General features: G+C 66.0%; 22 protein-coding genes. 14 read left to right on the forward strand and 8 right to left on the reverse strand.

The genetic code is table 11. The annotated features are described in order from the left end of the window. The first annotated feature begins 5 nt into the window (after window positions 1–5). On the forward strand, window positions 6–1,349 hold the full coding sequence (locus tag Q1A36_RS01740; protein WP_101751100.1) for a branched-chain amino acid ABC transporter permease: 1,344 nt from the start codon (window positions 6–8) through the stop codon (window positions 1,347–1,349). Window positions 1,350–1,425: 76 nt separating this feature from the next. Here Q1A36_RS01740 and Q1A36_RS01745 read toward each other — a convergent pair whose 3' ends face one another. Then, window positions 1,426–2,055 carry a J domain-containing protein gene (locus tag Q1A36_RS01745; RefSeq protein WP_101751099.1) on the reverse strand — a complete coding sequence of 210 codons (630 nt, stop codon included), beginning with the start codon at window positions 2,053–2,055 and terminating at the stop codon, window positions 1,426–1,428. A gap of 68 nt (window positions 2,056–2,123) precedes the next feature. Between Q1A36_RS01745 and Q1A36_RS01750 the strand changes: the two genes are divergently transcribed. From Q1A36_RS01750 to Q1A36_RS01770, 5 genes are all read left to right on the forward strand, one after another. Next, window positions 2,124–2,390 carry a BolA family protein gene (locus Q1A36_RS01750; RefSeq protein WP_299838839.1) on the forward strand — a complete coding sequence of 89 codons (267 nt, stop codon included), beginning with the start codon at window positions 2,124–2,126 and terminating at the stop codon, window positions 2,388–2,390. Window positions 2,391–2,441: 51 nt separating this feature from the next. Then, entirely contained in the window at window positions 2,442–3,407 is a 966-nt protein-coding gene (glpX, locus tag Q1A36_RS01755; RefSeq protein WP_299838842.1) for a class II fructose-bisphosphatase, read from the forward strand. 69 nt (window positions 3,408–3,476) lie between these two features. Continuing rightward, entirely contained in the window at window positions 3,477–5,222 is a 1,746-nt protein-coding gene (gene recJ / locus Q1A36_RS01760) for a single-stranded-DNA-specific exonuclease RecJ (protein WP_299838844.1), read from the forward strand. A gap of 63 nt (window positions 5,223–5,285) precedes the next feature. Next, on the forward strand, window positions 5,286–5,978 hold the full coding sequence (locus tag Q1A36_RS01765) for a metal-dependent hydrolase (protein ID WP_299838847.1): 693 nt from the start codon (window positions 5,286–5,288) through the stop codon (window positions 5,976–5,978). Continuing rightward, on the forward strand, window positions 5,975–7,789 hold the full coding sequence (locus tag Q1A36_RS01770) for an aminopeptidase P family protein (protein ID WP_299838850.1): 1,815 nt from the start codon (window positions 5,975–5,977) through the stop codon (window positions 7,787–7,789). The genes Q1A36_RS01765 and Q1A36_RS01770 overlap by 4 nt, the downstream gene beginning before the upstream one ends. 38 nt (window positions 7,790–7,827) lie before the next feature. Here the strand turns inward: Q1A36_RS01770 and purU are convergent, their stop codons facing one another. The 4 genes from purU to Q1A36_RS01790 all read right to left on the reverse strand — a co-directional run bounded on the left by purU (window position 7,828) and on the right by Q1A36_RS01790 (window position 11,851). After that, entirely contained in the window at window positions 7,828–8,712 is an 885-nt protein-coding gene (gene purU / locus Q1A36_RS01775; protein WP_299838853.1) for a formyltetrahydrofolate deformylase, read from the reverse strand. A gap of 80 nt (window positions 8,713–8,792) precedes the next feature. Beyond that, window positions 8,793–9,245: a group II truncated hemoglobin gene (locus Q1A36_RS01780; RefSeq protein WP_299838856.1), complete on the reverse strand. Its 453-nt coding sequence runs from the start codon at window positions 9,243–9,245 to the stop codon at window positions 8,793–8,795. Window positions 9,246–9,278: 33 nt separating this feature from the next. Continuing rightward, entirely contained in the window at window positions 9,279–10,220 is a 942-nt protein-coding gene (gene folD / locus Q1A36_RS01785; RefSeq protein ID WP_299838859.1) for a bifunctional methylenetetrahydrofolate dehydrogenase/methenyltetrahydrofolate cyclohydrolase FolD, read from the reverse strand. Between the two features lie 287 nt (window positions 10,221–10,507). After that, window positions 10,508–11,851, reverse strand: coding sequence for an NAD(P)/FAD-dependent oxidoreductase (locus Q1A36_RS01790; protein WP_299838861.1), 1,344 nt, complete (start codon window positions 11,849–11,851; stop codon window positions 10,508–10,510). A 165-nt stretch (window positions 11,852–12,016) separates the two neighbouring features. On the opposite strand from Q1A36_RS01790, the gene Q1A36_RS01795 reads away from it, so the two are divergent. Beyond that, window positions 12,017–13,309, forward strand: coding sequence for an ABC transporter substrate-binding protein (locus Q1A36_RS01795; RefSeq protein ID WP_299838864.1), 1,293 nt, complete (start codon window positions 12,017–12,019; stop codon window positions 13,307–13,309). A 4-nt stretch (window positions 13,310–13,313) separates the two neighbouring features. Here Q1A36_RS01795 and Q1A36_RS01800 read toward each other — a convergent pair whose 3' ends face one another. Together Q1A36_RS01800 and Q1A36_RS01805 are read right to left on the reverse strand one after the other, a co-directional pair. Then, on the reverse strand, window positions 13,314–14,027 hold the full coding sequence (locus tag Q1A36_RS01800) for an FCD domain-containing protein (protein WP_299839323.1): 714 nt from the start codon (window positions 14,025–14,027) through the stop codon (window positions 13,314–13,316). 133 nt (window positions 14,028–14,160) lie between these two features. Continuing rightward, a complete protein-coding gene (locus Q1A36_RS01805; protein WP_299838867.1) occupies window positions 14,161–15,948 on the reverse strand; it encodes an APC family permease in 1,788 nt (595 codons plus the stop codon). A 509-nt stretch (window positions 15,949–16,457) separates the two neighbouring features. Here Q1A36_RS01805 and Q1A36_RS01810 point away from each other — a divergent pair. From Q1A36_RS01810 to Q1A36_RS01835, 6 genes are read left to right on the forward strand one after another with little or no spacing between them, the layout of a single operon-like run. After that, on the forward strand, window positions 16,458–16,745 hold the full coding sequence (locus tag Q1A36_RS01810) for a hypothetical protein (RefSeq protein ID WP_232816556.1): 288 nt from the start codon (window positions 16,458–16,460) through the stop codon (window positions 16,743–16,745). Window positions 16,746–16,748: 3 nt separating this feature from the next. Beyond that, window positions 16,749–17,135 (forward strand): hypothetical protein, encoded by a 387-nt coding sequence (locus Q1A36_RS01815; RefSeq protein WP_101751088.1) that lies wholly within the window; start codon window positions 16,749–16,751, stop codon window positions 17,133–17,135. Between the two features lie 10 nt (window positions 17,136–17,145). Then, entirely contained in the window at window positions 17,146–17,313 is a 168-nt protein-coding gene (locus tag Q1A36_RS01820; protein ID WP_299838877.1) for a hypothetical protein, read from the forward strand. A gap of 9 nt (window positions 17,314–17,322) precedes the next feature. Continuing rightward, a complete protein-coding gene (locus tag Q1A36_RS01825) occupies window positions 17,323–18,738 on the forward strand; it encodes an amino acid permease (RefSeq protein ID WP_299838880.1) in 1,416 nt (471 codons plus the stop codon). Window positions 18,739–18,756: 18 nt separating this feature from the next. Continuing rightward, entirely contained in the window at window positions 18,757–19,455 is a 699-nt protein-coding gene (locus Q1A36_RS01830) for a hypothetical protein (RefSeq protein ID WP_299838884.1), read from the forward strand. Next, window positions 19,452–19,724: a hypothetical protein gene (locus Q1A36_RS01835; RefSeq protein ID WP_299838886.1), complete on the forward strand. Its 273-nt coding sequence runs from the start codon at window positions 19,452–19,454 to the stop codon at window positions 19,722–19,724. Before Q1A36_RS01830 ends, Q1A36_RS01835 begins: the two co-directional genes overlap by 4 nt. A gap of 15 nt (window positions 19,725–19,739) precedes the next feature. On the opposite strand, the gene Q1A36_RS01840 is transcribed toward Q1A36_RS01835, so the two are convergent. Beyond that, on the reverse strand, window positions 19,740–22,106 hold the full coding sequence (locus tag Q1A36_RS01840) for an aminomethyltransferase family protein (RefSeq protein ID WP_299838889.1): 2,367 nt from the start codon (window positions 22,104–22,106) through the stop codon (window positions 19,740–19,742). A 203-nt stretch (window positions 22,107–22,309) separates the two neighbouring features. On the opposite strand from Q1A36_RS01840, the gene Q1A36_RS01845 reads away from it, so the two are divergent. Beyond that, window positions 22,310–23,263 (forward strand): LysR substrate-binding domain-containing protein, encoded by a 954-nt coding sequence (locus tag Q1A36_RS01845; protein ID WP_299838892.1) that lies wholly within the window; start codon window positions 22,310–22,312, stop codon window positions 23,261–23,263. Window positions 23,264–23,272: the final 9 nt, after the last annotated feature.

Below are 23,272 nucleotides of genomic sequence, written 5' to 3' on the forward strand. Positions count from 1 at the left end.
AATCCATGTCATCCAATCGTCAAGCCGCTGCCTCCAGCCCCTGGCGCGCGCCGATCCTCTTCGCCATCCTCGCGGTGCTGTTCATCCTCGAGGGCACAACGCGCAACGCCATGTTCTCGGGCAGCTGGAACACCTCGCTGGCCATCCTGAACATGGGCCTGATCTCGGCGGTCGTCGCGCTTGGTGTGAACATGCAATGGGGCTATGCGGGGCTGTTCAACGTCGGCGTCGTGGGCTTCCTGGCGCTCGGCGGCCTCGCCCCGGTGCTGGTCTCGCTGCCGCCCGTCGAGGGCGCCTGGAATGCCGGCGGCCTTCGGGTGCTGGCGGCGCTGGCGGCGGGCCTCGGCACGCTGGCACTTGCCACCGTGGTCTGGCGGCGCATGGCGCGCGGCATGACCCGTGGCCTTGCCGTGACCGCCGTGCTGATCGTGGGCTTCGTTCTTTACCGCGAGCTTTTCGACCCGGCGGTGATGGCGATCGAGGCCAACCGCTCGGCGCAATTCGGCAATATCGGCGGCCTCGGCCTGCCGGTGCTGCTGTCCTGGCCCGTGGGCGGCCTTTTCGCCGCCGCCGCGGCCTGGGCGGTGGGTAAGGTCGCGCTTGGCCTGCGCTCGGATTATCTGGCCATCGCCACGCTCGGCATCGGCGAGATCATCGTCGCGGTGATGAAGAACGAGGAATGGCTGGCGCGCGGGGTGAAGAACATCACCTCGATTCCCCGCCCCGTCCCCTACGAGATCGCGCTGCAGCAGAACCCGGAATTCCAGCAGGCAGCGGCGAACTGGGGTTTCCCGGTGGCCGAGGCCTCGGGCATCTGGGTCAAGCTCTGCTACATGTCGCTGTTCCTCGTGGTGCTTCTGACCTTGATCCTCTTGGCCGAACTGGCGCTGAAATCGCCCTGGGGCCGGATGATGCGCGCCATCCGCGACAACGAGACCGCCGCCGAGGCCATGGGCAAGAACGTCACCGGTCGGCATCTGCAGGTCTTCGTCATCGGCTCGGCGGTGATCGGCATTGCCGGTGCGATGATGATCACGCTGGACGGTCTAATGGCACCCGGCGGCTATAACCCGCTGCGCTATACCTTCCTGATCTGGGTGATGGTGATCGTCGGCGGCTCGGGCAACAACTGGGGCGCGGTGCTGGGCGCGGTGCTGATCTGGTTCCTCTGGATCAAGGTCGAAGTCTGGGGCCCGCAGTTGATCGGCCTGTTGACCGCCCCCCTGCCCGCCGGCGCGGTGAAAGAGCATCTTCTGGACAGCGCCGCCCATATGCGCTTCATCGCCATGGGCCTGGTGCTGCTCTTGGTGCTGCGCTTCGCCCCGCGCGGACTGGTGCCGGAGAAGTAGACCGGGACCACCGCCCCGAAACGCAAACAGCCGCCGGATCTCCGGCGGCTGTTGTCATTCCAAAGCGACGAAACCCCTATTCGTCGCGGAAATGCCGGCTGTCCTTGATCTGGTCCCAGGCCCAGACCACCTCGGCCAACCGGTCCTCGTCGGATCGGTCGCCGCCGTTCATGTCGGGATGCAGATCCTTGACCAGTGACTTGTATTGCTTACGGATCTCGGGCCGGGACCAGCTGTCCTTGGCCTCGAGGATCTCCAGCGCCTTGCGCTCGGTCGGGGGCAGCTTGCGGCTGATCTTGGCCCGCGCCTCGGCGCTGGTGCCATTGGCCCCCAGAATTTCCATCGGGTCGCTGACGCCGTGGCGCGCCCATTTCTGTTCCTCGGCGGCGCGGCCAAAGGGCTTTGTCGGGCGTTCCCAGACCGTCGCATTGTCCAGGAACTCCTGGAACTCGGCCTCGGACTGGCCCTGGAAATAGTTCCAGTTCAGGTTGTACTCGCGGACGTGATCCTTGCAGAACCAGAAATAGTCATCGAGGTTGCGCGGGCTTTTCGGCGCGCGGTACTTGCCCGGCTCCTCGCAGCCCTCCTTGTCGCAGCTGCGGGTCGATGTCTCGAAAGCGCCAGACATGCCACGCCGGCCCTTTGACCTGCGCTTCTTGTCCTTGGCCGCCGAGATATCGAATCCGAACGGGTCGTTATTGGTCATGTTTCTGCACCTTTGCGACTCGGGAACGAGAGTTTAGGGTTTTTCGCGGGACATGAAAGGGGTCGAAAATGATGAAACCGCAATTGATCGCGGATGAGATGGCGGAACGGCTGGCGGTGCTGAAGCCCACCCGGCTGGAGGTCATCGACGAAAGCGAGGGCCATCGCGGCCATTCCGGCTACCAGGAGGGCGGCCAGAGCCATTTCCGCATCCGCATGACCAGCGCCGCTTTCGCCGGTCTCAGCAGGTTGCAGCAGCACCGGCTGATCCACACGACCCTCGGCGACATCGTGCCGCGTATCCATGCCTTGGCGCTAGAGCTTGAAGCCGCGTGACGCTGTGCCTAGAAGGCTGGCAACCCAATCGAGAGCCACGAGGATCAGGTAATGACCGCCCAGAAGGATTTCAACGATCGCATGCTGTCCCTGGGCCTCGCCCGCGTCAGCGAGGCGGCGGCCCATGCCTCGGCCCTGATGATCGGCCGCGGTGACGAGAAGGCCGCCGATCAGGCCGCTGTGAACGCCATGCGCGACCAGCTGAACATGCTGGACATCAAGGGCGTCGTGGTCATCGGCGAGGGCGAGCGTGACGAGGCGCCGATGCTGTTCATCGGCGAAGAGGTCGGCACCGGCAACGGTCCGGCGGTGGATATCGCGCTCGACCCGCTGGAAGGCACCACGCTGACCGCCAAGGACATGCCGAACGCGCTGACCGTCATCGCCATGGCACCGCGCGGCACGCTGCTGCACGCGCCCGATGTCTACATGGACAAGCTGGCCATCGGTCCGGGCTACGACAAGGACGTGGTCAGCCTCGACATGTCGCCTGCGGAACGCGTGCGGGCGCTGGCTGCCGCCCGCGGCGTCAAACCCGACAACATCACCGTCTGCATCCTCGAGCGCCCTCGCCACGAGGACATGATCGCCGAGGTGCGCGAGACCGGCGCGGCGATCCGGCTGATCACCGATGGCGATGTGGCGGGCGTCATCCACACTGCCGAGGCCGAACTGACCGGCATCGACATGTATATGGGCTCGGGCGGCGCCCCCGAAGGCGTTCTGGCGGCCTCGGCGCTGAAATGCATGGGCGGCCAGATGTGGGGCCGGCTGCTGTTTCGCAACGAGGACGAGAAGTCCCGCGCCCGCAAGGCCGGAATCAGCGATTTCAACCGCATCTATACCCGCGACGAGATGGTGACTGCCGACGTGATCTTCGCTGCCACCGGCGTCACCAATGGTTCGATCGTGGCCGGGGTCAAGCGCGAGCCGCATTACCTGCAGACCGAGACGATCCTGATGCGCTCGAAAACCGGGTCGGTCCGGCGGATGATCTATCGCAACCCGATCCGCTGATCCGCTGCGGGGCTGAAGCTGCGGGGCGCTGCCCCGCACCCCGGGATATTTCTGCGAAAGAGAAACGGCATGGCGGCATATCTCGGCGTTGAGCAGTCGCTGACCGGACGGCGCTGGATCGGCCCCGATCCGGCGCGCGAACGGCTGGCCGAGGGTCTGGCGCAATCGGCGCGCCTGCCCTTGCCGGTGGCGCGGGTGCTGGCCGAACGCGGCGTGCCGCCCGAAGAGGTCGAGGGCTTCCTGACACCCAAGCTGCGCGATCTGCTGCCCGATCCCATGGCTTTGCGCGACATGGGACCGGCGGCGGCGCGGCTGGTTACGGCGGCGCTGAAGGGCCAGCGCATCGCCGTCTTTGCCGATTACGATGTCGATGGCGGCACATCGGCCGCGCTCTTGGTCTGGTGGCTGCGCGCGCTTGGCCGGCCCGACCCGACCCTCTATGTCCCCGACCGCATCGACGAGGGCTATGGTCCCAATCCCGAGGCAATCGGCGTGCTGGCCGGCGGGCATGACCTGATCATCTGCGTCGATTGCGGCACCCTGTCCCATGACGCGCTGGCGGCGGCAGAGGGCCGCGCCGATGTGCTGGTGCTCGATCACCACCAGGGTGGCGAGACGCTGCCCCCGGCACTGGCTGTGGTGAACCCGAACCGGGCGGACGAGGATGGCGCGCTTGGCCATCTGTGCGCTGCCGGGGTGGTGTTCCTGGTGCTGGTGCAGGCCGGACGGCTGTTGCGCGAGGCGGGGCAGACAGAACCGGCGCTGATGGCGCTGACCGATCTGGTGGGGCTGGCGACGGTGGCCGATGTGGCGCCGCTGGTTGGCGTGAACCGGGCCTTTGTTCGCGCCGGTCTGGCCGTCATGGCCCGGCGCGAGCGGCCGGGTCTGGTGGCGCTGTCGGATGTGGCGCGGCTCGACGGTCCGCCCAATGCCTTCCATCTGGGCTTCCTCCTCGGGCCGCGCATCAATGCCGGTGGCCGGGTCGGTCGGGCCGATCTGGGGCTGCGCTGCCTGATCGCCCGTGACCCCAGCGAGGCCGCGAAGCTGGCCGCTGAACTGGACGAGTTGAACCGCGACCGCCGCGCCATCGAGGCCGCCGTGCGCGAGGAGGCGCTGGCGCAGGTCGAGGCGCGGGGTGATGCGGGCCTGAGCTGGGCTGCGGGCGAAGGCTGGCATCCCGGCGTGGTCGGCATCGTCGCCGCGCGGGTCAAAGAGGCGACCGGCCTGCCTTCGGTGGTGATCGGGGTCGAGCATGGCATCGGCAAGGGCAGCGCGCGTTCCGTTCCCGGCGTCGATCTGGGCCGGGCGATCCAGCGGCTGGCGCGCGAGGGCTTGCTGATGAAAGGCGGCGGGCACGCCATGGCGGCCGGGCTGACTGTGGCCGAGGCGGCCATCGCCCCGGCCATGGCGCGTCTGGCCGAATTGCTGGCCCCCGACCTCGACGCCCGCACCGGCATCCATGACCTGCGCATATCGGGCCTGATCGAACCCGCCGGCGCCACGATCGAGATGTTCCGCCAGATCGAGGATGCCGGCCCCTTCGGACAGGCCGCCCCTGCTCCGCGCTTTGCCTTTGCCGACATGCTGATCGACAGCGCCGCGACCATGGGCGACAGCCACCTGCGGCTGGATTTCCGCAGCCCCGGCAGCCCGCCGATGCAGGCCGTGGCCTGGGGGGCGATGAATGGGCCGCTGGGGCCGGCGCTGCTGGGCGCGCGCGGGCGGCGCTTTCACCTGGCCGGCAAGCTCGAGATCAGCACCTGGGGCGGGCGCGAGCGGCTGCGGCTCAGGCTTGACGACGCGGCGCCGGTCTGAGGCGGCTGGCCCTTCCCCCTCCCCCTCGCTAACCTGCCGCCTGACCCGAGAAGGAGATTCCCCATGAAACTGACCTGGCTTGGCCATTCCGGCTTTCGTCTCGAGATCGAGAAGGCAGTGATCCTGATCGATCCGTGGATGAGCGGCAACCCGGTCTTTCCCGAGGGTCGGCGCGACGAGGCGATCAAGGGCGCGACCCATATCCTTCTGACCCATGGCCATGGCGATCATAGCGGCGACACGCTGGCCATTGCCAAGGCCGAGGGCATTCCGGTCGTCGGCATCTATGACCTCATCAGCAGTTGGACCACGCATCAGGGCATCGAGGGCATCGGCTTCAACAAGGGCGGCACGGTCGATCTGGGCGGGGCCAAGGTGACGATGGTCAATGCCTGCCATTCCTCCTCGACCGAAGGCAGCGACGGCCCGATCTATGCCGGCAGCGAGGCGGGTTTCATGATCGCGGGCGAGGGTCACGTGATCTATGTCAGCGGCGATACCGACATCATGGCGGACATGGGCTGGATGGGCGAATATCACCAGCCCGATATCGGCATCCTCTGCGCCGGCGGGCATTTCACCATGGACATGGACCGCGCGGCCTGGGCGGCGAAGAGATATTTCGACTTCAAGACCGTCATTCCCTGCCATTACAAGACCTTCCCTCTGCTGGCGCAATCGGCGCAGCCGCTGATCGACGCCCTGCCCGGCGTGACCGTGCTGACCCCCGAAGTCATGGAACCGGTGACGCTGTGAGCGCCTTCCAGCAATTCGAGGATGAAGGTTCGGCGGGCAATCACGCCGCGCGGCTGACGGGTTTGCGCGGTCAACTGGCCGAGGCCGGGCTGGACGCGTTCATCGTGCCGCGCGCCGATGCCCATCAGGGCGAATATGTGGCCGATGCCGATGCAAGGCTGCGCTGGCTGACCGGCTTCACCGGCAGCGCCGGCTTTGCCATCGCCACGGCGGACCGTGCGGGCCTGTTCGTCGATGGCCGCTACAAGGTGCAGGCGCGGGCGCAGGTCGATACCACGATCTACACCGTGATCGACTGGCCGGCGACCAAACCCGCAGACTGGCTGCGCGAGGCGCTGCCCGAGGGCGGCACGGTCGGCTTCGATCCCTGGCTGCACACCCGCCGCGAGATCGAGGCGATCCGCAAGGGGCTGGAGGGCAGCGGCATAGCCCTGCTGGCCACCCAGGCGAACCCGCTGGATGCCGTCTGGACCGACCGCCCCGCCCCGCCGGTGGGCCGCGCGCGCATCCATGGGGGTGATGTAGCGGGCGAGACGGCGGCAGCCAAGCGTGAGCGGATCGCGGCAGAGCTGCGCAAGGCCGGGCAGAAGACGGCGCTGCTGACCCTGCCCGATTCCATCTCGTGGCTCTTGAACATCCGGGGCAGCGACATTCCCCGCAACCCGGTGGTGCAAAGCTTTGCGCTGCTGGGCGATGACGGGCATGTGGCGCTGTTCGCCGCGCCTGAGAAGTTCGATCAGGCGCTGCGCAGCCATCTCGGCAATACCGTCACCATCGCCCCGCCCGATCAGCTGGGCGCCGCGCTGGATGCCGCCGAGGGGCCGGTGCGGCTTGATCCCGGCAGCGCGCCGGAAGCGGCCTTCCTGCAACTGGAGCTTTGCGGCACCACCATCGCGCCCGGCACCGATCCGGTGATCCTGCCGAAGGCGCTGAAAAATGCCGCTGAACTCGAGGGGATGCGCGCCGCCCATCGCCGCGATGCCGCCGCCATGGTCAACCTGCTGGCCTGGCTGGATGGGCGCGAGCCCGAGGGCCTGACCGAGATCGACGTGGTGGAAAAGCTGGAAAGCCTGCGCCGCGATCACGGTATTCTGGATATCAGCTTTGACACCATCTGCGGCGTCGGGCCGAATGCCGCCCTGCCGCATTACCGGGTCAACCGCGACAGCAACCGGCCGCTGGTGGCGGGGGATATCCTGCTGATCGATTCCGGCGGGCAATACGCGGACGGCACCACCGACATCACCCGCACGCTGGCCATCGGCCCGGCGCGCGCGGATGCCATCGGGCCGAATACGGCGGTGCTCAGGGGCATGATCGCGCTCAGCCGGGCGCGTTTTCCGAAGGGCGTCGCGGGGGCGCATCTCGATGCGCTGGCAAGGCAGTTCCTCTGGGCCGAGGGTCTGGATTTCGACCATGGCACCGGCCACGGCGTCGGCGCGGCTTTGTGCGTCCACGAGGGGCCGGCGCGGATCAGCCGGGTCAGCGAGATCGCGCTGGACGAGGGCATGATCCTGTCGAACGAGCCGGGTTATTATCGCGAGGGGGCATTCGGCATCCGCATCGAGAACCTGGTCGCCATCCGCAAGGTCGAGGCCGAACCGGGGCGCGAGATGCTGGGTTTCGAGACGCTGACACTCTGCCCCATCGACCGGCGGCTGATCGATCTGGCGGTCCTGTCGCCCGAGGACATCGACTGGCTGGATGCCTATCACGCGCGGGTCCGGGACGAGATTGCCCCGCTGGTCGAGGGCGCGGCGCGGGACTGGCTGACCCGTGAGACCCGGCCCCTGCACGACGTGACGGCCTAGACAGGGGGGGGCGGGCCGACGAACCCGCCCCCCCCCTCTCAGCCCATCAGTTCCGAGGCATAGCTGCCGGGCGAGGCCGGGAAGACCACGGTCTTGTCGCCGTTCAGGAAGACCCGGCGGCGGATATGGGCATGGATCGCCCGGGCCAGCACCTGCGCCTCGACATCGCGGCCAAGCGAAACGTAATCCTCGGCGCTTTGGGCATGGGTCACGCGGATCGTGTCCTGCTCGATGATCGGGCCTTCATCCAGATCGGCGGTGACGTAATGGCTGGTCGCGCCGATCAGCTTCACGCCTCGCTCATAGGCCTGCTTGTAGGGGTTCGCGCCCTTGAAGCTGGGCAGGAAGCTGTGATGGATGTTGATGATCCGCCCCGACATCTTCCGGCACAGATCGTCCGACAGCACCTGCATGTAGCGCGCCAACACCACCAGTTCGGCCCCGGTTTCCTCGACCACGCGGGTGATCGCCGCCTCGGCCTCGGGCTTGTTCTCCTTGGTGACCTTGATGCGGTGGAAGGGGATGTCGTGGTTCACCACCACCTTCTGGTAATCCATGTGGTTCGAGATCACCGCCACGATCTGGATCGGCAGGGCGCCGATCCGCGCGCGGTAAAGGAGGTCGTTCAGGCAATGGCCAAAGCGCGAGACCATGATGATGACCTTCATCTTCTCGGCCTCGTCATGGAAGGAATAGGTCATGCCGAAAGGTTCGGCGACTGCGGCAAAGCCCTGGTCCAGCGCCGTCAGGGCGGCACCGGTTTCCGGCGTGAAGCTGATCCGCATGAAGAAATTGCCGGTCTCGGGGTCGTCATATTGGGTCGAGTCGGTGATGTTGCAGCCCTCTGCCGCCAGGTAGGTCGAGATCGCGGCGACGATCCCGCGGGTCGAGGGGCAGGTCACGGTCAGGCAGAACTTGGTCATGGATTGGTCCTTGCTGGACGGCGCCGGATGCGGGTCCCGGGCAGACTGTCGGGTCGATTTCGGAGGGTTCGTGATGATGTTCATTTTCTGACGGTCCCGGTTGTGGAGGGTGTGGAAATCTCGGTGCCGGGGGGCATCCCCCAGTCTTCAAGGTCATTGACCAGCATCAGGCAAATCTTGCGAAACCTGTCCCGCAGCCGGTCGATCTCGGGACCGGCAAGGCCGTTCCGGGCCAGCGCCTTGTCCATGCAGGCAAGCCAGTCTTCGGCATCCTGCGCCCGGATCGGGATATGGCCGTGCATGTGGCGCAGGTCCATATGGCCGTGCCTTTCGAGGTAGTATCGCCGCCCGCCAAGGAAGCCGCTGAGGAAGTTGAACTGCTCCTGCCGCACATGGGCAAGGCCGTGACCGCGCAGATGCAGCCGGCGCAGGCTCTCGCCCTCGGGCAGGGCCTCGATCAGGTCATAGAAATCCTCGACCAGGTGGCGCAGGGCGGGCTCGCCGCCGATGCGGTCGATCATCTGTCCGGACATGCTGGCCCTCCTTCCCCGGTCATGGCACGGCCCCTAGGCGGTCAGCCCGGCCGGCGCCTCCAGCCCATTCGCACGGCAGGCGGCGGTCAGGGTATTGGCCATAAGGCAGGCGATGGTCATCGGCCCGACCCCGCCCGGCACCGGGGTGATTGCCCCGGCCACGCTTGCGGCGCTGGCGTAATCCACGTCGCCCACAAGCACCGTCTTTCCGTTCCGCTCGATGCGGTTGATGCCCACATCGATCACCGTCGCCCCGGGCTTCACCCAGTCACCCCCGATCATCCCGGGCCGGCCAACCGCCGCGACAAGAATATCGGCGCGGCGGCAGAGCTCGGCGAGATCCTTCGTGCGGGAATGGGCGATGGTCACGGTGCAGCTGTCGCCCAGCAAGAGCTGCACCATCGGCTTGCCGACGATGTTCGAGCGGCCGACGACCACGGCGTTCATCCCCGACAGGCTGCCATGCAGGTCGCGCAGCATCATCAGGCACCCCAGCGGCGTGCAGGGCACGATTGCCTTCTGCCCGGTGCCGAGAAGCCCGACATTCGAGATGTGGAAGCCATCGACATCCTTGGCCGGGTCGATGGCGTTGATGACCAGATCGGCGTTCAGATGGCCGGGCAGCGGCAATTGCACCAGGATGCCGTGAACCGCCGGATCGCTGTTCAGCCGGTCGATCAGCGCCAGCAATTCAGCCTCAGACGTCTCGGCGGGCAGCTTGTGCTCATAAGAATTCATCCCGACCTCGAGCGTCTGCTTGCCCTTCGAGCGCACATAGACCTCGCTGGCCGGGTCCGCGCCGACCAGCACCACCGCGAGACCCGGGGTGAGGCCATGCTCGGCCTTGAGCCGGGCGACGTGCTGCGCGACCTCGGCCCGCACCTGTGCCGCGAAGGCCTTGCCGTCGATGACGCGGGCCTCGGCCGGATTTTCGCCTGAGGCTGGGGCCAGCGCGATATCGGTTTTCAGTGCCATTCGGGTCCAACTCCGTCAGCTTGCCTGTCCTCGGGCGGGTCCCAGCCCGTGCGTCAGGCGATTTGATCACATTCCTGATGATAAAATATTATTAGTATTGGTCAAATGTTCGATCGTGTGTTTGACCCGAGAATTTGCAGGCCGACCCTGCGCTTCCCCCCTTGAGGCTTGATCTTTCAGGCACAGCTCGCGCGACCTCCGCCCAACAACCAGCATCAGCCCGCAGCATCACGAGCCGGGGGGCAACTCGCTGCTGCGGACTGATGGGGCCAGCCGGACAGGCCGGGCTAGTTCCGCAGATAGGCAACCATGGAATCGTCCAGCGCGTCCTTCCACGGCGTGTGGTGGACCGGCGCCATCGTCCCGGTGATGACCGAGCGATAGCGGTGGTTCCTGAAGCCCATGATGTCCTGCTTCTTGTGCTCCTTCCACTCGTAGAAGGCCTCGCAGGCGCCATCCACGTCGAAGCTGGGATAGTCGGTCTCGGCGATCAGCTCCTTGACGTAATCGCCCTGGTAATGGATCGCGTCATGCGCATCGACGCCCGCATCCTCGCCGGCCACGCGCGCCGCGACATCCGCCAGCATGGTCGCCGTATCGCTCGGCACCGCGATGCGGCCCATGATCGCATCGCGCACCCACCAGGCCTGCGCATCGAACATGTTGAAGGTGAACCACTGGTCCTGCATCCCGAGATAGAAAAGCTTCGGGTTATAGACCCAGACCACCCCCTTGTAGAGATCGGCCGCCGCCAGCCGGTTCGCCGTCTTCAGCCGCAGATCGTCGGGCAGGAAAGGGAAATGGTGCTTGTAGCCGGTGCAGAGAATCACCGCATCGACCTTTTTCGAGCTGCCATCGGCGAAATAGGCGGTGGATTCGTCCATCCGCTCGAGCTTCGGGACCTCTTTCCAGTTCTCCGGCCAGTTGAAGCCCATCGGCGCGTTGCGATAGGCGACCGTGATCGACTTGGCGCCGTATTTCCAGCATTGCGAGCCGATATCTTCGGCCGAATAGGACGAGCCCAGCAGCAGCAGGTCCTTGCCGGCAAACTCGCGCGCGTCGCGGAAATCATGGGCGTGCAGCACCCGGCCATTGAAGCGATCGAAGCCCGGGTATTCCGGCACGTTCGGCACCGAGAAATGGCCCGAGGCGACGATCACGTTGTCGAACTCTTCATCATACATCCGGTCGTTCTTCAGGTCATGGACGGTGACGGTGAATGCCTCGGTCTTGGGGTCATAATTGACCATGCGCACGGTGGTCGAGAAGCGGATCCAGTCGCGCACCCCGGCCTTCTTCACCCGGCCCTCGATATAGTCGAACAGCACCGCGCGCGGCGGGTAGGAGGCGATCTGCTGGCCGAAATGTTCCTCGAAGGCATAGTCGGCGAATTCCAGCCCCTCCTTGGGGCCGTTCGACCAGAGATAGCGATACATCGAGCAATGCACCGGCTCGCCATTCTCGTCGAGCCCGGTGCGCCACGTATAGTTCCACAGCCCGCCCCAGTTCGACTGCTTCTCGAAGCAGACGATCTCGGGGATCTCGGCGCCCTGCTGGCGGGCCGACTGGAAGGCCCGAAGCTGCGCCAGACCGGACGGACCGGCGCCAATCACCGCGACTCGCTTGTTCATGAAGAACCTCCTATTGGTATGGACCAATTGTGATGAGTTGGTGCTTTTGGTTTGAACCAGATTGGCCAACTGGTATATATTCTGTCAATCAAAATTTTTGCCTCTCGGTGGATGAACGCAGAAATCTGCTCGCCATTGCCGAGAAAACCGGATCAGACTGCGGCGATGACCAGCGCAAGCTTTGCACAGAGACTGGCGATCAGGGGCGCCCTGCCCCGGCTCTCGGCCGGGGTCGAGGACACCATTGCCATCGGCTTCCTCGCGCCGCTGACCGGGCCGGTGCAATCCTGGGGCCTGCCGGGGCTGAATGGCTGCCAGATCTGGATCGACAGCATCAATCGCCGGGGTGGTCTGGACCTGGGCGGGCGGCGCCATCCGGTGCGGCTGGTGCCCTTCGATTGCCGCTACGAGCCGGAACGCGCGATGACCGGGGTGCGCAAACTGGTGCAGGAGGATGACGTCAGGCTGCTGCTGACGCTTGGCGGCGACACGCTGGCGCCGATCATCGACTATCTGACCGACCGCAAGCTGCTGACCGCGACGCTGCTTCCCAGTGACCTCTCGCCCGACACGCCCTACCTGATCGCGCCAAGCGAGACCCACCCGGTCTATACCGTCACCGGCGTCGACTGGCTGGCCCGCAACCGCCCCGATCTGCGCCGGATCGCGCTCTGCAGCCAGACCGATGCGCTTGGCCTGCCCTCGCTGGCCACCTACCGCGCCGCCTCGGCCGCGGCGGGCCTGACTGTGGTTAAGGAAATTCGCTATGACCCGCAGGATCGCGATGCCGCGGGCATCATCGCCGCCATGCTGGAGGGCGCGCCCGATATCCTGTGCTTCTGCACCAGCACCACGCCGACGGTTCACGCCCTGACCGAGGCCGCCCATGCCGCCGGGTTCAGGGGCCAGCTCTTGTCCTGCACGCTCGATTCCTATGACCGGCTGATCGCCCGCACCTCGCCCGGCTTCATGGAGGGGTTCGTCTTCCAGTTCCCCGATTTCGACGATCCGGCGCTGTCGGAAAAGGCCTTCTTCTTCAACCGCCCCAAGGATTTCTTCGACGAATACCAGCACCGCTTTCCCGGCAGCTGGAGCGCGGTGTCCTGGGAATATGCCGCCACGCTGGACATCTGGCGCGCGGCGGCGGAACGGGCGGGCACGATCAGCTCGCTCTCGGTGCTGGCGGCGATGAAGCAATCGGGCCGGGTCATGCACGCCTTTGGCCGCGCCGCGTGGTGGGGCGCGGATATCTTTGGCATCGACAATGCGCTGGTCGGCGACTGGCCGGTGGTGCAGCTGCAGGACGGCAAGGCGCGGATCGTGGAATTCGGCTCGGTCCCCGACTGGCTGGCCCGGCATGGCGCGCTGCTGAAGGCGCAGATGACGGAGCTGGGCCAGATGTGGGACCAGCGGCAGGTGCGCGCCAATGCCCGGATCGCGCTGGACCGGCGGGGTTGAGGGTTCACACTTCCTGCAGCAACAGCTTCTGTTCCTCGACCAGGTGCAGCTTGATGAACTCGACCGCGGCCTCGATGTCGCGGGCGGCGATGGCGTTGAACAGGGTGTTGTAGCGCTGCTGATAATCGCCGATGCGCTTGGGCGTCAGGTGGCGGCGCAGCATGGCGGCGCGGAAATTCTGCCGGCAGGCGTCGATGGTCAGCCCGTAACAGGCTGCCAGCAACGGGTTGCCGCTGCCCTCGGCGATCTGGCGATAGAATTCTTCCTCCTGCCGGGCGAAGGCGGTGGCATCGGTGCGCACCTGTTCCATCTGCGACAGGGTCTCGCCAAGCGCCTCGATCTGGCGCGGCGCCATGTGGATGACCGCGAGCCGGATCATTTCCGGCTCCAGGATGCCGCGCATGACCAGGTGGTGCAGCGGGCTGGTATTCGCCGCCAGCGCCGAGCCGGTGGAGTTGCGAAACTCCTCGCCCTGCTGGGCGACGAAACTGCCGCTGCCGGCGCGGCGGCGGATCACCCGTCGCGTCTCCAGCACGTCCAGCGCCTCGCGCACGGTGTTGCGGGCGACACCCAGCTCAGCGGCCAGCGTGCGTTCGGCCGGCAGCCGCTCGTCGACCTGGTACTCGCCGGCCTCGATCCGCGCCAGAAGCGTGTCGATCACCCCCTGCACGGTCGCGCCGATGGTTGCCTCGGCGGGATCGGGGGTCAGCAGCTGCATCCGTCGCGTGGTCACTTTCGGCCTCCGCCGTTTCTCGCGCCAAGACTAAGCCGGAACGGAGCCAAAGCTCAACCACGGCAGAACGCAAACGGGCGGCCCGGAAGGGACCGCCCGCCTCGGGAGGGACGGCAGATCAGCCCGGCAGGACAAAGAACCAGTTCGCCCAGACCACGATGGTCGCGCCGAGGGCCAGCGCCAGATACGGCAGGACGCCCGCCTTGCGCTCGCCCAGCTCGCCGCCCTTGAGACCAAGGTCCTCCAGCGCCTCGGGCGGGAAGCGGCCGCCATCCTGCACGTAATGGCGATACCAGAAGACCGGCAGGATCAGCGCAGCGAAGATCACCCCCGACCACAGCGCGCCGGAATAGCCCCAGACCTTGGCCCCCGCGCCGAGGAACAGCGCGTTCACGAAGGCCAGCACGGTGTTCAGCCCGATCAGGAAGGTCGGCGCCTTCCACGGCCGGCGGATATGGCCCGAATCGATCCGGTGGATCCAGCCGGCGTTGAGGTTGAGGAAGTTGAAGGTCAGGTAGCCCACGTTCGAGATGGCGAGGACGTAGAAATAGCCACCCGCATCCGAAGCCAGCGCCAGCAGGAACAGGTTGAAGCCAAGATCGGTCCACATGGCATTGGTCGGTGCGCCATGCTCGTTCACATGGCCGAGGTAGCGCGGCAGCCAGCCATCGCGGGACCCCTGATAGAGCGTGCGCGACGACCCGGCCATGGCGGTCATGATCGCCAGAAAAAGCGCCATGATCATCAGGATGACGAAGATCTGGGTGACGATGTTCGAGGCGCTGACCATCGAGCCGAGCGCGGCGGCGATGCCGGTGCCATCGACGATCCCCGGCTCCAGCATCCCGGCGGCACCGAAGACGCCCTGGAACGAGAAGGGGATGAGGAAGAAGAAGACCATGCAGAGAAGGCCCGAGAAGAAGATGGCCTTGAACGTGTCCCGCGCCGGATCGCGCATCTCTGCGGTGTAGCAGACGGCGGTCTCGAAGCCATAGGTGGACCAGGCGGCGATATACATGGCGCCGAGAAACAGCGTCCAGCCGCCGACATCCCAGCTGCCCCGGTCGCCGCCATAGGCGACCGAGGGCGGCACGATGTCGGTCACGTTCATGTAGTTGATCGAGCCGGTGACGATGGGCACGATGCCGACGAGGAACAGCGGCACCAGCACGATCACCGCCAGCACCTTCTGCGCGCTGGCCGTCGAGGCGATGCCGCGATGCTGGATGGCGAAGATGATCAGCATCAGCACCGCGCCGATCACGAAGGTCGAGTTGAAATGCAGCGTGCCGAGGCCGGGAATGGTCAGGGCGAAGGCCTCCCAGTGGCGGATCGCCGGGGTCAGCGCCTCGACGGCCGCGGCGGTCGAGACGGCCGAGATGGCATCCGCCGGGCTGGTGCCGGCATGGGCGGCAAGGTAGTCGACGACCGGCTGGCTCTCGGCGGTGAACTGCGCGCCATTGGCCGCGACCCAGTCCAGCACCAGCTGGCTGTCGGCTGCGGGAATGGCAAACAGCGCGTTCAGCACGTAGCCGGCGGCGATGGCACAGCCGAGCGACAGCACCGGCGACCAGGCGAACCAGTTGCACCAGACCGACAGCGGCGCGATGATCTTGGAATAGCGCAGCCAGGCCGTCGCGCCATAGATCGAGGCGCCGCCCGACTTGTTGCCGAACATGCCGGCCATCTCGGCATAGGTGAAGGATTGCAGGAAGCCCATGCACATGGACAGCATCCAGACGACATAGGCCGCCTGTCCCGCCACCCCGGCGATCCCGCCGATCGAGAACAGCACCAGAGGCGGCACGCCCGCCGCCACCCAGAAGGCGCCGCGCCAGTCCAGCGCCCGGTGCAGGCTGCCGCTTGGCGCCGCGCTCTCCGTGGACGCATTAATGTCCGTCGACATCTCGTTTCCTTTCCCTGTTCTGGACGGATTGGCCGATCTTGCGCCGGCGATCCCGCGGCTTCATTGGCGTTGCGCAGGGCATGTCCTGTCGCTGGCGGCGCGTGTGCCGCCTGCCGGACAATCTGCCGCAAGACCGTCCATTCTCAAAGAAAAATTTTGCCTAATAAGAAACATTCATTCATTTCAATGTAATTCCTGTCCGCTCGGCCCACGCCGGACCACCCGGCGTGAGAGCCGTCGTCTGCGGATTCGCGCAGGGCGATCCGACCGCGAATTGATCGCCGCCGAATCTGCCTTCCGTTTGGGCATCCGCCGGATTCGCCCCTGCAAATGCTGGCCCGCGCAACGCAAGACACCGCCGGATTCGCCCCAAACGACCCGCCCGGACTCAGTTGAAACTTGACAAAAAGCCCGACAGCGAGTTTCCTATCCGTTAAAAAAGTTGATTGCAGAATAAGTCATTGGCCGCCGAACGCGGCCGGAACGTGATCGACAGACCGGGAGGAACCATGTCTGACCTGCAAGCACGCATCGAAAGGATGCATCGACGCGACGTGACCGTTGCCTGGGCCTTCGTGCTGGGATTGTGGCTGGCGATGGGCTTCGTCGCGCTGGCGACCTGGAGCCTCGCCCCGACGGCGGCGGCGCGGACCGTGCTGCTGATCGGCGGCGCAACGGTGCTGGTGTTCAACACCGCCGCGATCATGGCGATGCTGAAGCATTACCGCGAGGACCGCGATTTCATGTACGGGCTCGACATCAAGTTCCTCGACGCCGCCCGCGCGGCCAGGGGTTAAGCCATGGCCCGCTATACCCCACCCGTGCAAAGCAAGTTCGGCCAGATCACCGACGTGATCGTGCTGCTGCTTCTGACCGTCGGCGCGCTCTACATCCCGCTGTGGCTGGGGCTGGCCGGCAGCGCCAAGACCGCGAATGTGCCGGAAAACCCGACCTGGGAATCGCTCGGCCAGAACCCGGTCATGGTCGAGAAATGGAACCAGCTGGGCTATGCCGATCCGGCCTCGGCGGCCGAGTTGATCACCGCGCGCTTCGACTATTCCTTCTCGATCGCCAGCCTCGTGGTGATGATCGTCGTCATCGTCGGCTATTACGCGATCATGCTGAAACTGTCGGAAAAGGAATACCGCGACGTCATCGCCGAGAAATTCGGCGAGAGCCGGAGCTGAGGAGCGGAACATGGACCTGTGGGACTTCATGGAACTGGCGGCCTGGGCGGCTTCGGCTGTCCTCGGCGTCATCATCGTGCGCGACTGGATCAAGACCGACAGCAGCTATTCCGAAGAGGTGCTGACCTCGTCGCGGGAAGGCGAGCTCGAGGCGATGACCGAAGAGCACAAGGGCTGAGAGGGCAGGATGGCCGAATTCGACATCACTTCGAAGACGATGGACGGCATGGGCCCGCATGGCACCAATGTCGGCCTGTTGCGCGTGCTGGGCCCGGCCCATGTCTGGGCGCTTGGCGTCGGCATCGTCCTGGTCGGCGAATACATGGGCTGGAACATTGCCGTGGGCAAGGGCGGCGCCTATGCGGCGCTGATCGCCTGCTGGTTCGCCGGGCTGCTGTATTCCTGCGTCGCCATGATCGACAGCGAAGTGACCTCGACCGTCGCGGCGGCGGGCGGGCAATACACGCAGGCCAAGCATATCGTCGGCCCGCTGATGGCCTTCAATGTCGGGCTATACCTGGTCTTTGCCTATACCATGCTCGAGGCCGCCAATGCGATTACCGTGGGCTTCCTGATCGACACCGTGGCGGTCATGACCGGGCATGAGGGCCTGGACCAGCGGCCCTTCATCGTGCTGGCGATCATGTTCCTCGCCTGGTTGAACTATCGCGGGGTTCTGGCGACGCTGACCTTCAGCCTTGTCATCACCGCCATCGCCTTCAGCGCCATCCTGATCCTGTTCTTCGCCACCTCGCCGATCTTCGGCAGCGACGTGCTGCAGCACCGGGCGTTGATGACCGACCTGCCCTATGGCTGGCTGGGCGTGCTGGCGGCGATGCATTTCGGGCTGTGGTATTACCTCGGGATCGAGGGCACCACACAGGCCGCCGAAGAGGTCCGCTCGCCCGCCCGCGCCCTGCCCTTCGGCACGCTGGCCGGGATCATGACGCTGCTGATCGCGGCGACCCTGACCTGGTATGTCTGCGTCGGCCTGATGCCCTGGGAATATCTCGGCCAGGCGGGGGTGCCGCTGTTCGACGCCGCGCGGCTGTCGGGCTCGACGGCGCTGATGGTGCTTCTGGGCATCGGCACGCTGTTCGCCACGCTGGCCTCGGCCAATGGCTGCATCAACGACGCCTCGCGCGCCTGGTTCGCCATGGGGCGCGACCACTACCTGCCCTCTTGGTTCGGCGCCGTGCACCCGGTCTATCGCACGCCCTATCGCTCGATCATCTTCCTCGTGCCGATCGCGCTGATCTTTGCCCTTGGCGCGCCGCTGGATCAGGTGATCACCTTCTCGATCCTGTCGGGCCTTCTGGAATACACCTTCATGCCGATCAACGTGATCATGTTCCGCCGGAAATGGCCGCTCGGCTCGATCAAGCGCGGCTATCAGCATCCGTTCCACCCGGTCCCGGCCGTCGTGCTGCTGTGCCTCTGCGGCATCGCCTTCTTCGCGGTGTTCCTTGGCTACGGCACCCAGCTTGTGGCGATGATCTCGTTCTACGTCATCGTCTCGCTGTGGTTCCATTTCCGCCGCTATCGCTATGTCCGCCGGGCGGCACAGTTCACCATGCCCTGGCCGCGTCCGCAGGGCTATTGAGCGGGCAGAAAGGCCGGGATGGAACAGCTTGGACTGGGACTTCTGGGGACCGGACTGGGGGCGGGGCTCGCGCTGCTGGCCCACCAGACCCTGCGCGCGGGGCGGGCGCGCATGGCCGGGCGGCGCGCCTATTTCGACCATTGCGCCGAGGGGCTGGTCACGCCGCGCCGGGGCGAGGGCAGTGCCGGCTTTCCGCGACTGGCCGGCTACCATGGCGGGGCCGAGTTCGATCTGCAGGCGGTGCCCGACACGCTGACCTTTCGCAAGCTGCCTGCGCTCTGGGTGCTGGTCACGCTGCCGGTGCAGCTGCCGCTTCGCGCCACGCTGGACCTGATGATCCGGCCCACCGGGGTCGAGCCCTTCTCGCACTTCCACAGCCTGCCCGACCAGATCACCCCGCCCCCCGGCTTCCCCGAGGATTGCGCCCTGCGCAGCGACGCGCCCGAGGCGCTGCCGCCCGAGGACATCCTCGCCCCCCATCTGGGCCTCTTCGCGGATGACAGCGTCAAGGAGCTGATCCTTTCGCCCAAGGGCCTCAGGATCACCTTTCTGGCCGATGAGGCGAACCGGGGCCGCTATCTCATCTTCCGCGATGCCGAACTGGGCGGCACGCCCCTGCCCTTCGCCCGCATCCTGCCGCATCTCGACACCCTCCTGTCGCTGCGCCGCGACCTGCTGGCCCGGCTCGCCCCGCCCCTCGCGCGGGCCGCCGGATGACCAAGCCGCCCCTCAACCCGCGCCTGATCCTTGCCACGGCGCTGATCCTGCCCGGCACCGGGCAGGTGCTGAACCGTCAGCCGGTGCGCGGGCTGATGTTCCTGTTCTTCATCCTGCTGCTGGGCGGCTACACGCTGAAGACGGCGGCGCCCGAGGTCTCGATCATCGGCAAGCTGTCGGGCGGGATCTTCGTCTATGCCATGTCGATCTTCGACGCCTACAAGCAGGCGCGCATCCGCACCGAGGTCTGGCGGCATCACCATCGCTGACGCCGCCCGGCACTGTCAGTAATTGCCCTTCACCCGCTCCTTCGTGGGGTCGAAATGCGGAAAGGGCACGACCGTCGCCAGCAGGCGCTTCTGATCGCCGTCCAGCCGCCCGACCTCGAGCCGCGTTCCTGGCTCGGCATGGGTCACATCGACCCGCGCCAGCGCAATGACCTTGCCGAGGATGGGTGATTTCACCGCCGAGGTGACGACGCCGATCTGCGGCTTGCCGACATGCACGCAATCGCCGGGGGTCGGCACGATGCCGCCATCGAGATCCAGCCCGACCAGCTTTTTCTGCGGGTTGGCCTTGCGCGCCTCCAGCGCGGCGCGGCCGATGAAATCGTCGCTCTTGCCCTTCAGCGGCACGGCGAAGCCGATCCCGGCCTCCATCGGGTCGGTCTGGTCGTCGAATTCCGAGCCGGCAAAGATCAGCCCGGACTCGATCCTCAGCATGTTCAGCGCCTTCAGCCCCAGCGGGATCATCCCCATCGGCTCGCCCACCGCCCAGATCGCATCGAAGATCTCGGTCGCGTCCTTTGGATGGCAGAAGACCTCGTAACCCAATTCGCCCGAATAGCCGGTGCGGCTGAGGACCAGCGGCGGGCCGTCGAAACCGTTCAGGCGGCCAATGGTCAGGCGGAACCAGCCCAGCTCCTCGACCGTGGGCTGCGCCGGCGGGGTCCAGATCACCTCTTTCAGGATGTCCCGCGACAAGGGGCCCTGCACCGCGATGTTGCAATGATGGTCGGTCGAGCCGCGCACCCAGACGTTCAGCCCGCGCTCGACCGCCTGCTTGCGCAGCCACAGTCCCGACTGGTCATTGCCGCCGATCCAGCGGAAATTCATCTCGCCAAGGCGGAACACCGTGCCATCGTCGATCATGCCGCCATGGTCATAGCACATGGCGGTATAGACGATGCCGCCCACCGGCAGCTTCTTCATGTCGCGGGTGACGCAGAGTTGCATCAGCGCCTCGGCATCGGGGCCAGTCACCTCGTATTTGCGCAGCGGCGACAGGTCCATCACCACCGCCTTCTCGCGCGCCGCCCAGTATTCGGCGGTGGCGCCGTGACTGGTCATCTCGTTCGGAAGCCAATAGCCGTTATACTCGACGAAATTGCGGGTATGGCGCGCAAAGCAGTCGTGAAATCCGGTTTTCCTGGTCTCTTCCAAATCAGCCCCCGGGGTTTTGCGCCAGCCAATGGAGCGCTTGAACTCTTCGGTCTTGTCATAGGTCCGCACCTGGATGTCGGTCGGGTTCCAGCCATTGGCCGGATCGATGTCGCAGGGACAGGCGGTCGAGATGCACACGAGATCGGTCAGAGCCCTGAGCAGGACATAATCCCCCGGCCGCGACCACGGATCGTCCATGCCGATCGCATGGCTGTCATCCAGAAGCGTGTTGAAGAAATAGTTGATCGCCGGCCAGCCGCCGCGCGGGCGGATGCCGAACTTCGACAGCGCGGCATTGATGTTGTCCGAACAGTTGACATGCCCCGGATAGCCCAGATCGGCATAATAGCGCCCGGTGCAGGCGAGGCCGAAGGTGTCATGCCGCCCGATCGTGTCCTGCACGATCTCCAGCAGCGGCTCGTGATCGACGGTGAAGTATTTCGAGTTGAGCCCCGGCATCGGGTAAAGCGAGCCCATCAGCGAGCGGGTCGTGGTCGGGTCGATCTCGCGCTCCAGCCCCTTGTCCAGCGCGCGCAGCGAGAAAGCCTGAAAGTCCGAGCATTCGCGGCCCTTCACGTCGAGGATCTGGATATATTGCCCGGCTTTCACCTCATAGGGCACGGCCTGACCGGGCAGGATGTTCAGGTCGATCAAGGGATCGGCCAGAGGATCGGGCGCGACCAGCTGGTCCTTTCCAGCCGGCATCGTGGCGCGGCGGATATACAGCACCACATCGGTCGGCGCCCATTGCTCCTGCGGCTCCATCGGGCCACCGGCGGCGCAGACGATCAGCAAGCCATCGACCGAACTGGTGAAGCTGGCCTGATCGCCGGGGCGCGAACCCTCGGCAAAGACCAGCGTGCCATCGGCGCGGCCCAGATCGAAACCGGATTTCTCCAGCGCGCGGACGACCTTGCGGCCCGAGGGGTCGCGGATCAGCGCCTCTTTCAGCCCTTCCGGATCGCGCCCGCCCTCGGCCCCGATCATCCCCGCATCCGAGCGGCCGTCATGGGCAAAGACCACCATCTCCACCGGTTGCAGCCCCTCGCGGTCCTGGATGGTGATCTCGTCGCCCTTGAAGATCGGCACCGCCCGGCTGCCGCCCCCCGGCACCGGATGACGTTCCACCCCCGGCGGCAGAACCGGCAGGCCGGGGACCAGCACCCCGGCCCGTTCGAACGGCGTCTCGAAAAGCAAGGACTGGCTCATCACCGGGACTCCAATGCGTCAAATCAGCTTCGCCGCCGCAGCGGGTCCACCCACTATGGCCGAGGAGGGTGCCGAACCCTGCGAAGAATATTGGCGGTCCTTGCCGCTAATTTTTAGTGCCAAAAGCACCTGTATCTTCTAGCCTCGGGCGGGTTTACCGGAGCTGCGGACAGGGCCGCGGGTCGCAGGAAGGACAGCAGGGAATGACGCAGGATCACGCCAAGCGCCTCTCGACCGAACGGCGGCGGCCGCTGCCGCCGCTGGACTATCTTCTGGCCTTCGAGGCGGCGGCGGACCAGATGAGCTTTGCCGGCGCAGCGCGGCAGCTGAACATCAGCGAGACCGCGATCAGCCGCAAGGTGCGGCTGCTGGAACTGCATTTCGGCCTCGATTTCTTCTCGCGCGGCCACCGCTCGATCGAGCTGACCGCGCAGGGCCGCGAATTTCAGGCCCGCATCCTGCCGGCGCTGGAGCTTCTGCGCAGCGCCGCCGATGACATGCTGAAGACCAGTCAGAAGCGGCCGGTGGTGCTGGCGGCGACCAATTCGGTCGCCTCGCTGTGGCTGACCCCGCGCCTGCACGATTTCCGCCAGACGTCGAAGCCGGTCAGCATCATGCTGGTCGCCTCGGACAATGACGACGAATGCCTGGCCGAGACGGTGGATCTGGCGATCCTCAGGGGCGATGGCGACTGGAAGGGCTTCGAGGCCGAGCGGCTGTTTGGCGAGACGGTGTTTCCGGTCTGCTCGCCCGACTTCCTTGCCCGTCACCCGGAGGTGGCGGAGGCGCGGAACCTGCCCGCCGCTCCGCTGATCGAGGTCAGCAGCAGCCATACCGAATGGATGAACTGGCGGATCTTCCTGTCGCATCTGGGTGTGAATGGCGGGCGGCTGGACCGGGCCACGCTGTTCAACGCCTATCCGCTGTCGATCCAGGCGGCGGTGGATGGGCTGGGCGTGGCCCTGGGTTGGGCACACCTGGTCGATCCGCTGCTCGACTCGGGGCAACTGGTGCGCCCGCTTGGCGATCGGCAGGTGCGGACCGAGCATGGCTATTACCTCTTGGTGCCCAAGAACCGCCCCGCCTTTCCCGGTCGCACCGAGGTCGCCGACTGGCTGATGCAGGTCAGCGCCAGCCGCAAGCGCTATGGCCCCTGAGCCGCGACC

The sequence above is a fragment of the uncultured Paracoccus sp. genome (genome assembly GCF_947487305.1).
Taxonomy (GTDB): Bacteria; Pseudomonadota; Alphaproteobacteria; order Rhodobacterales; family Rhodobacteraceae; genus Paracoccus.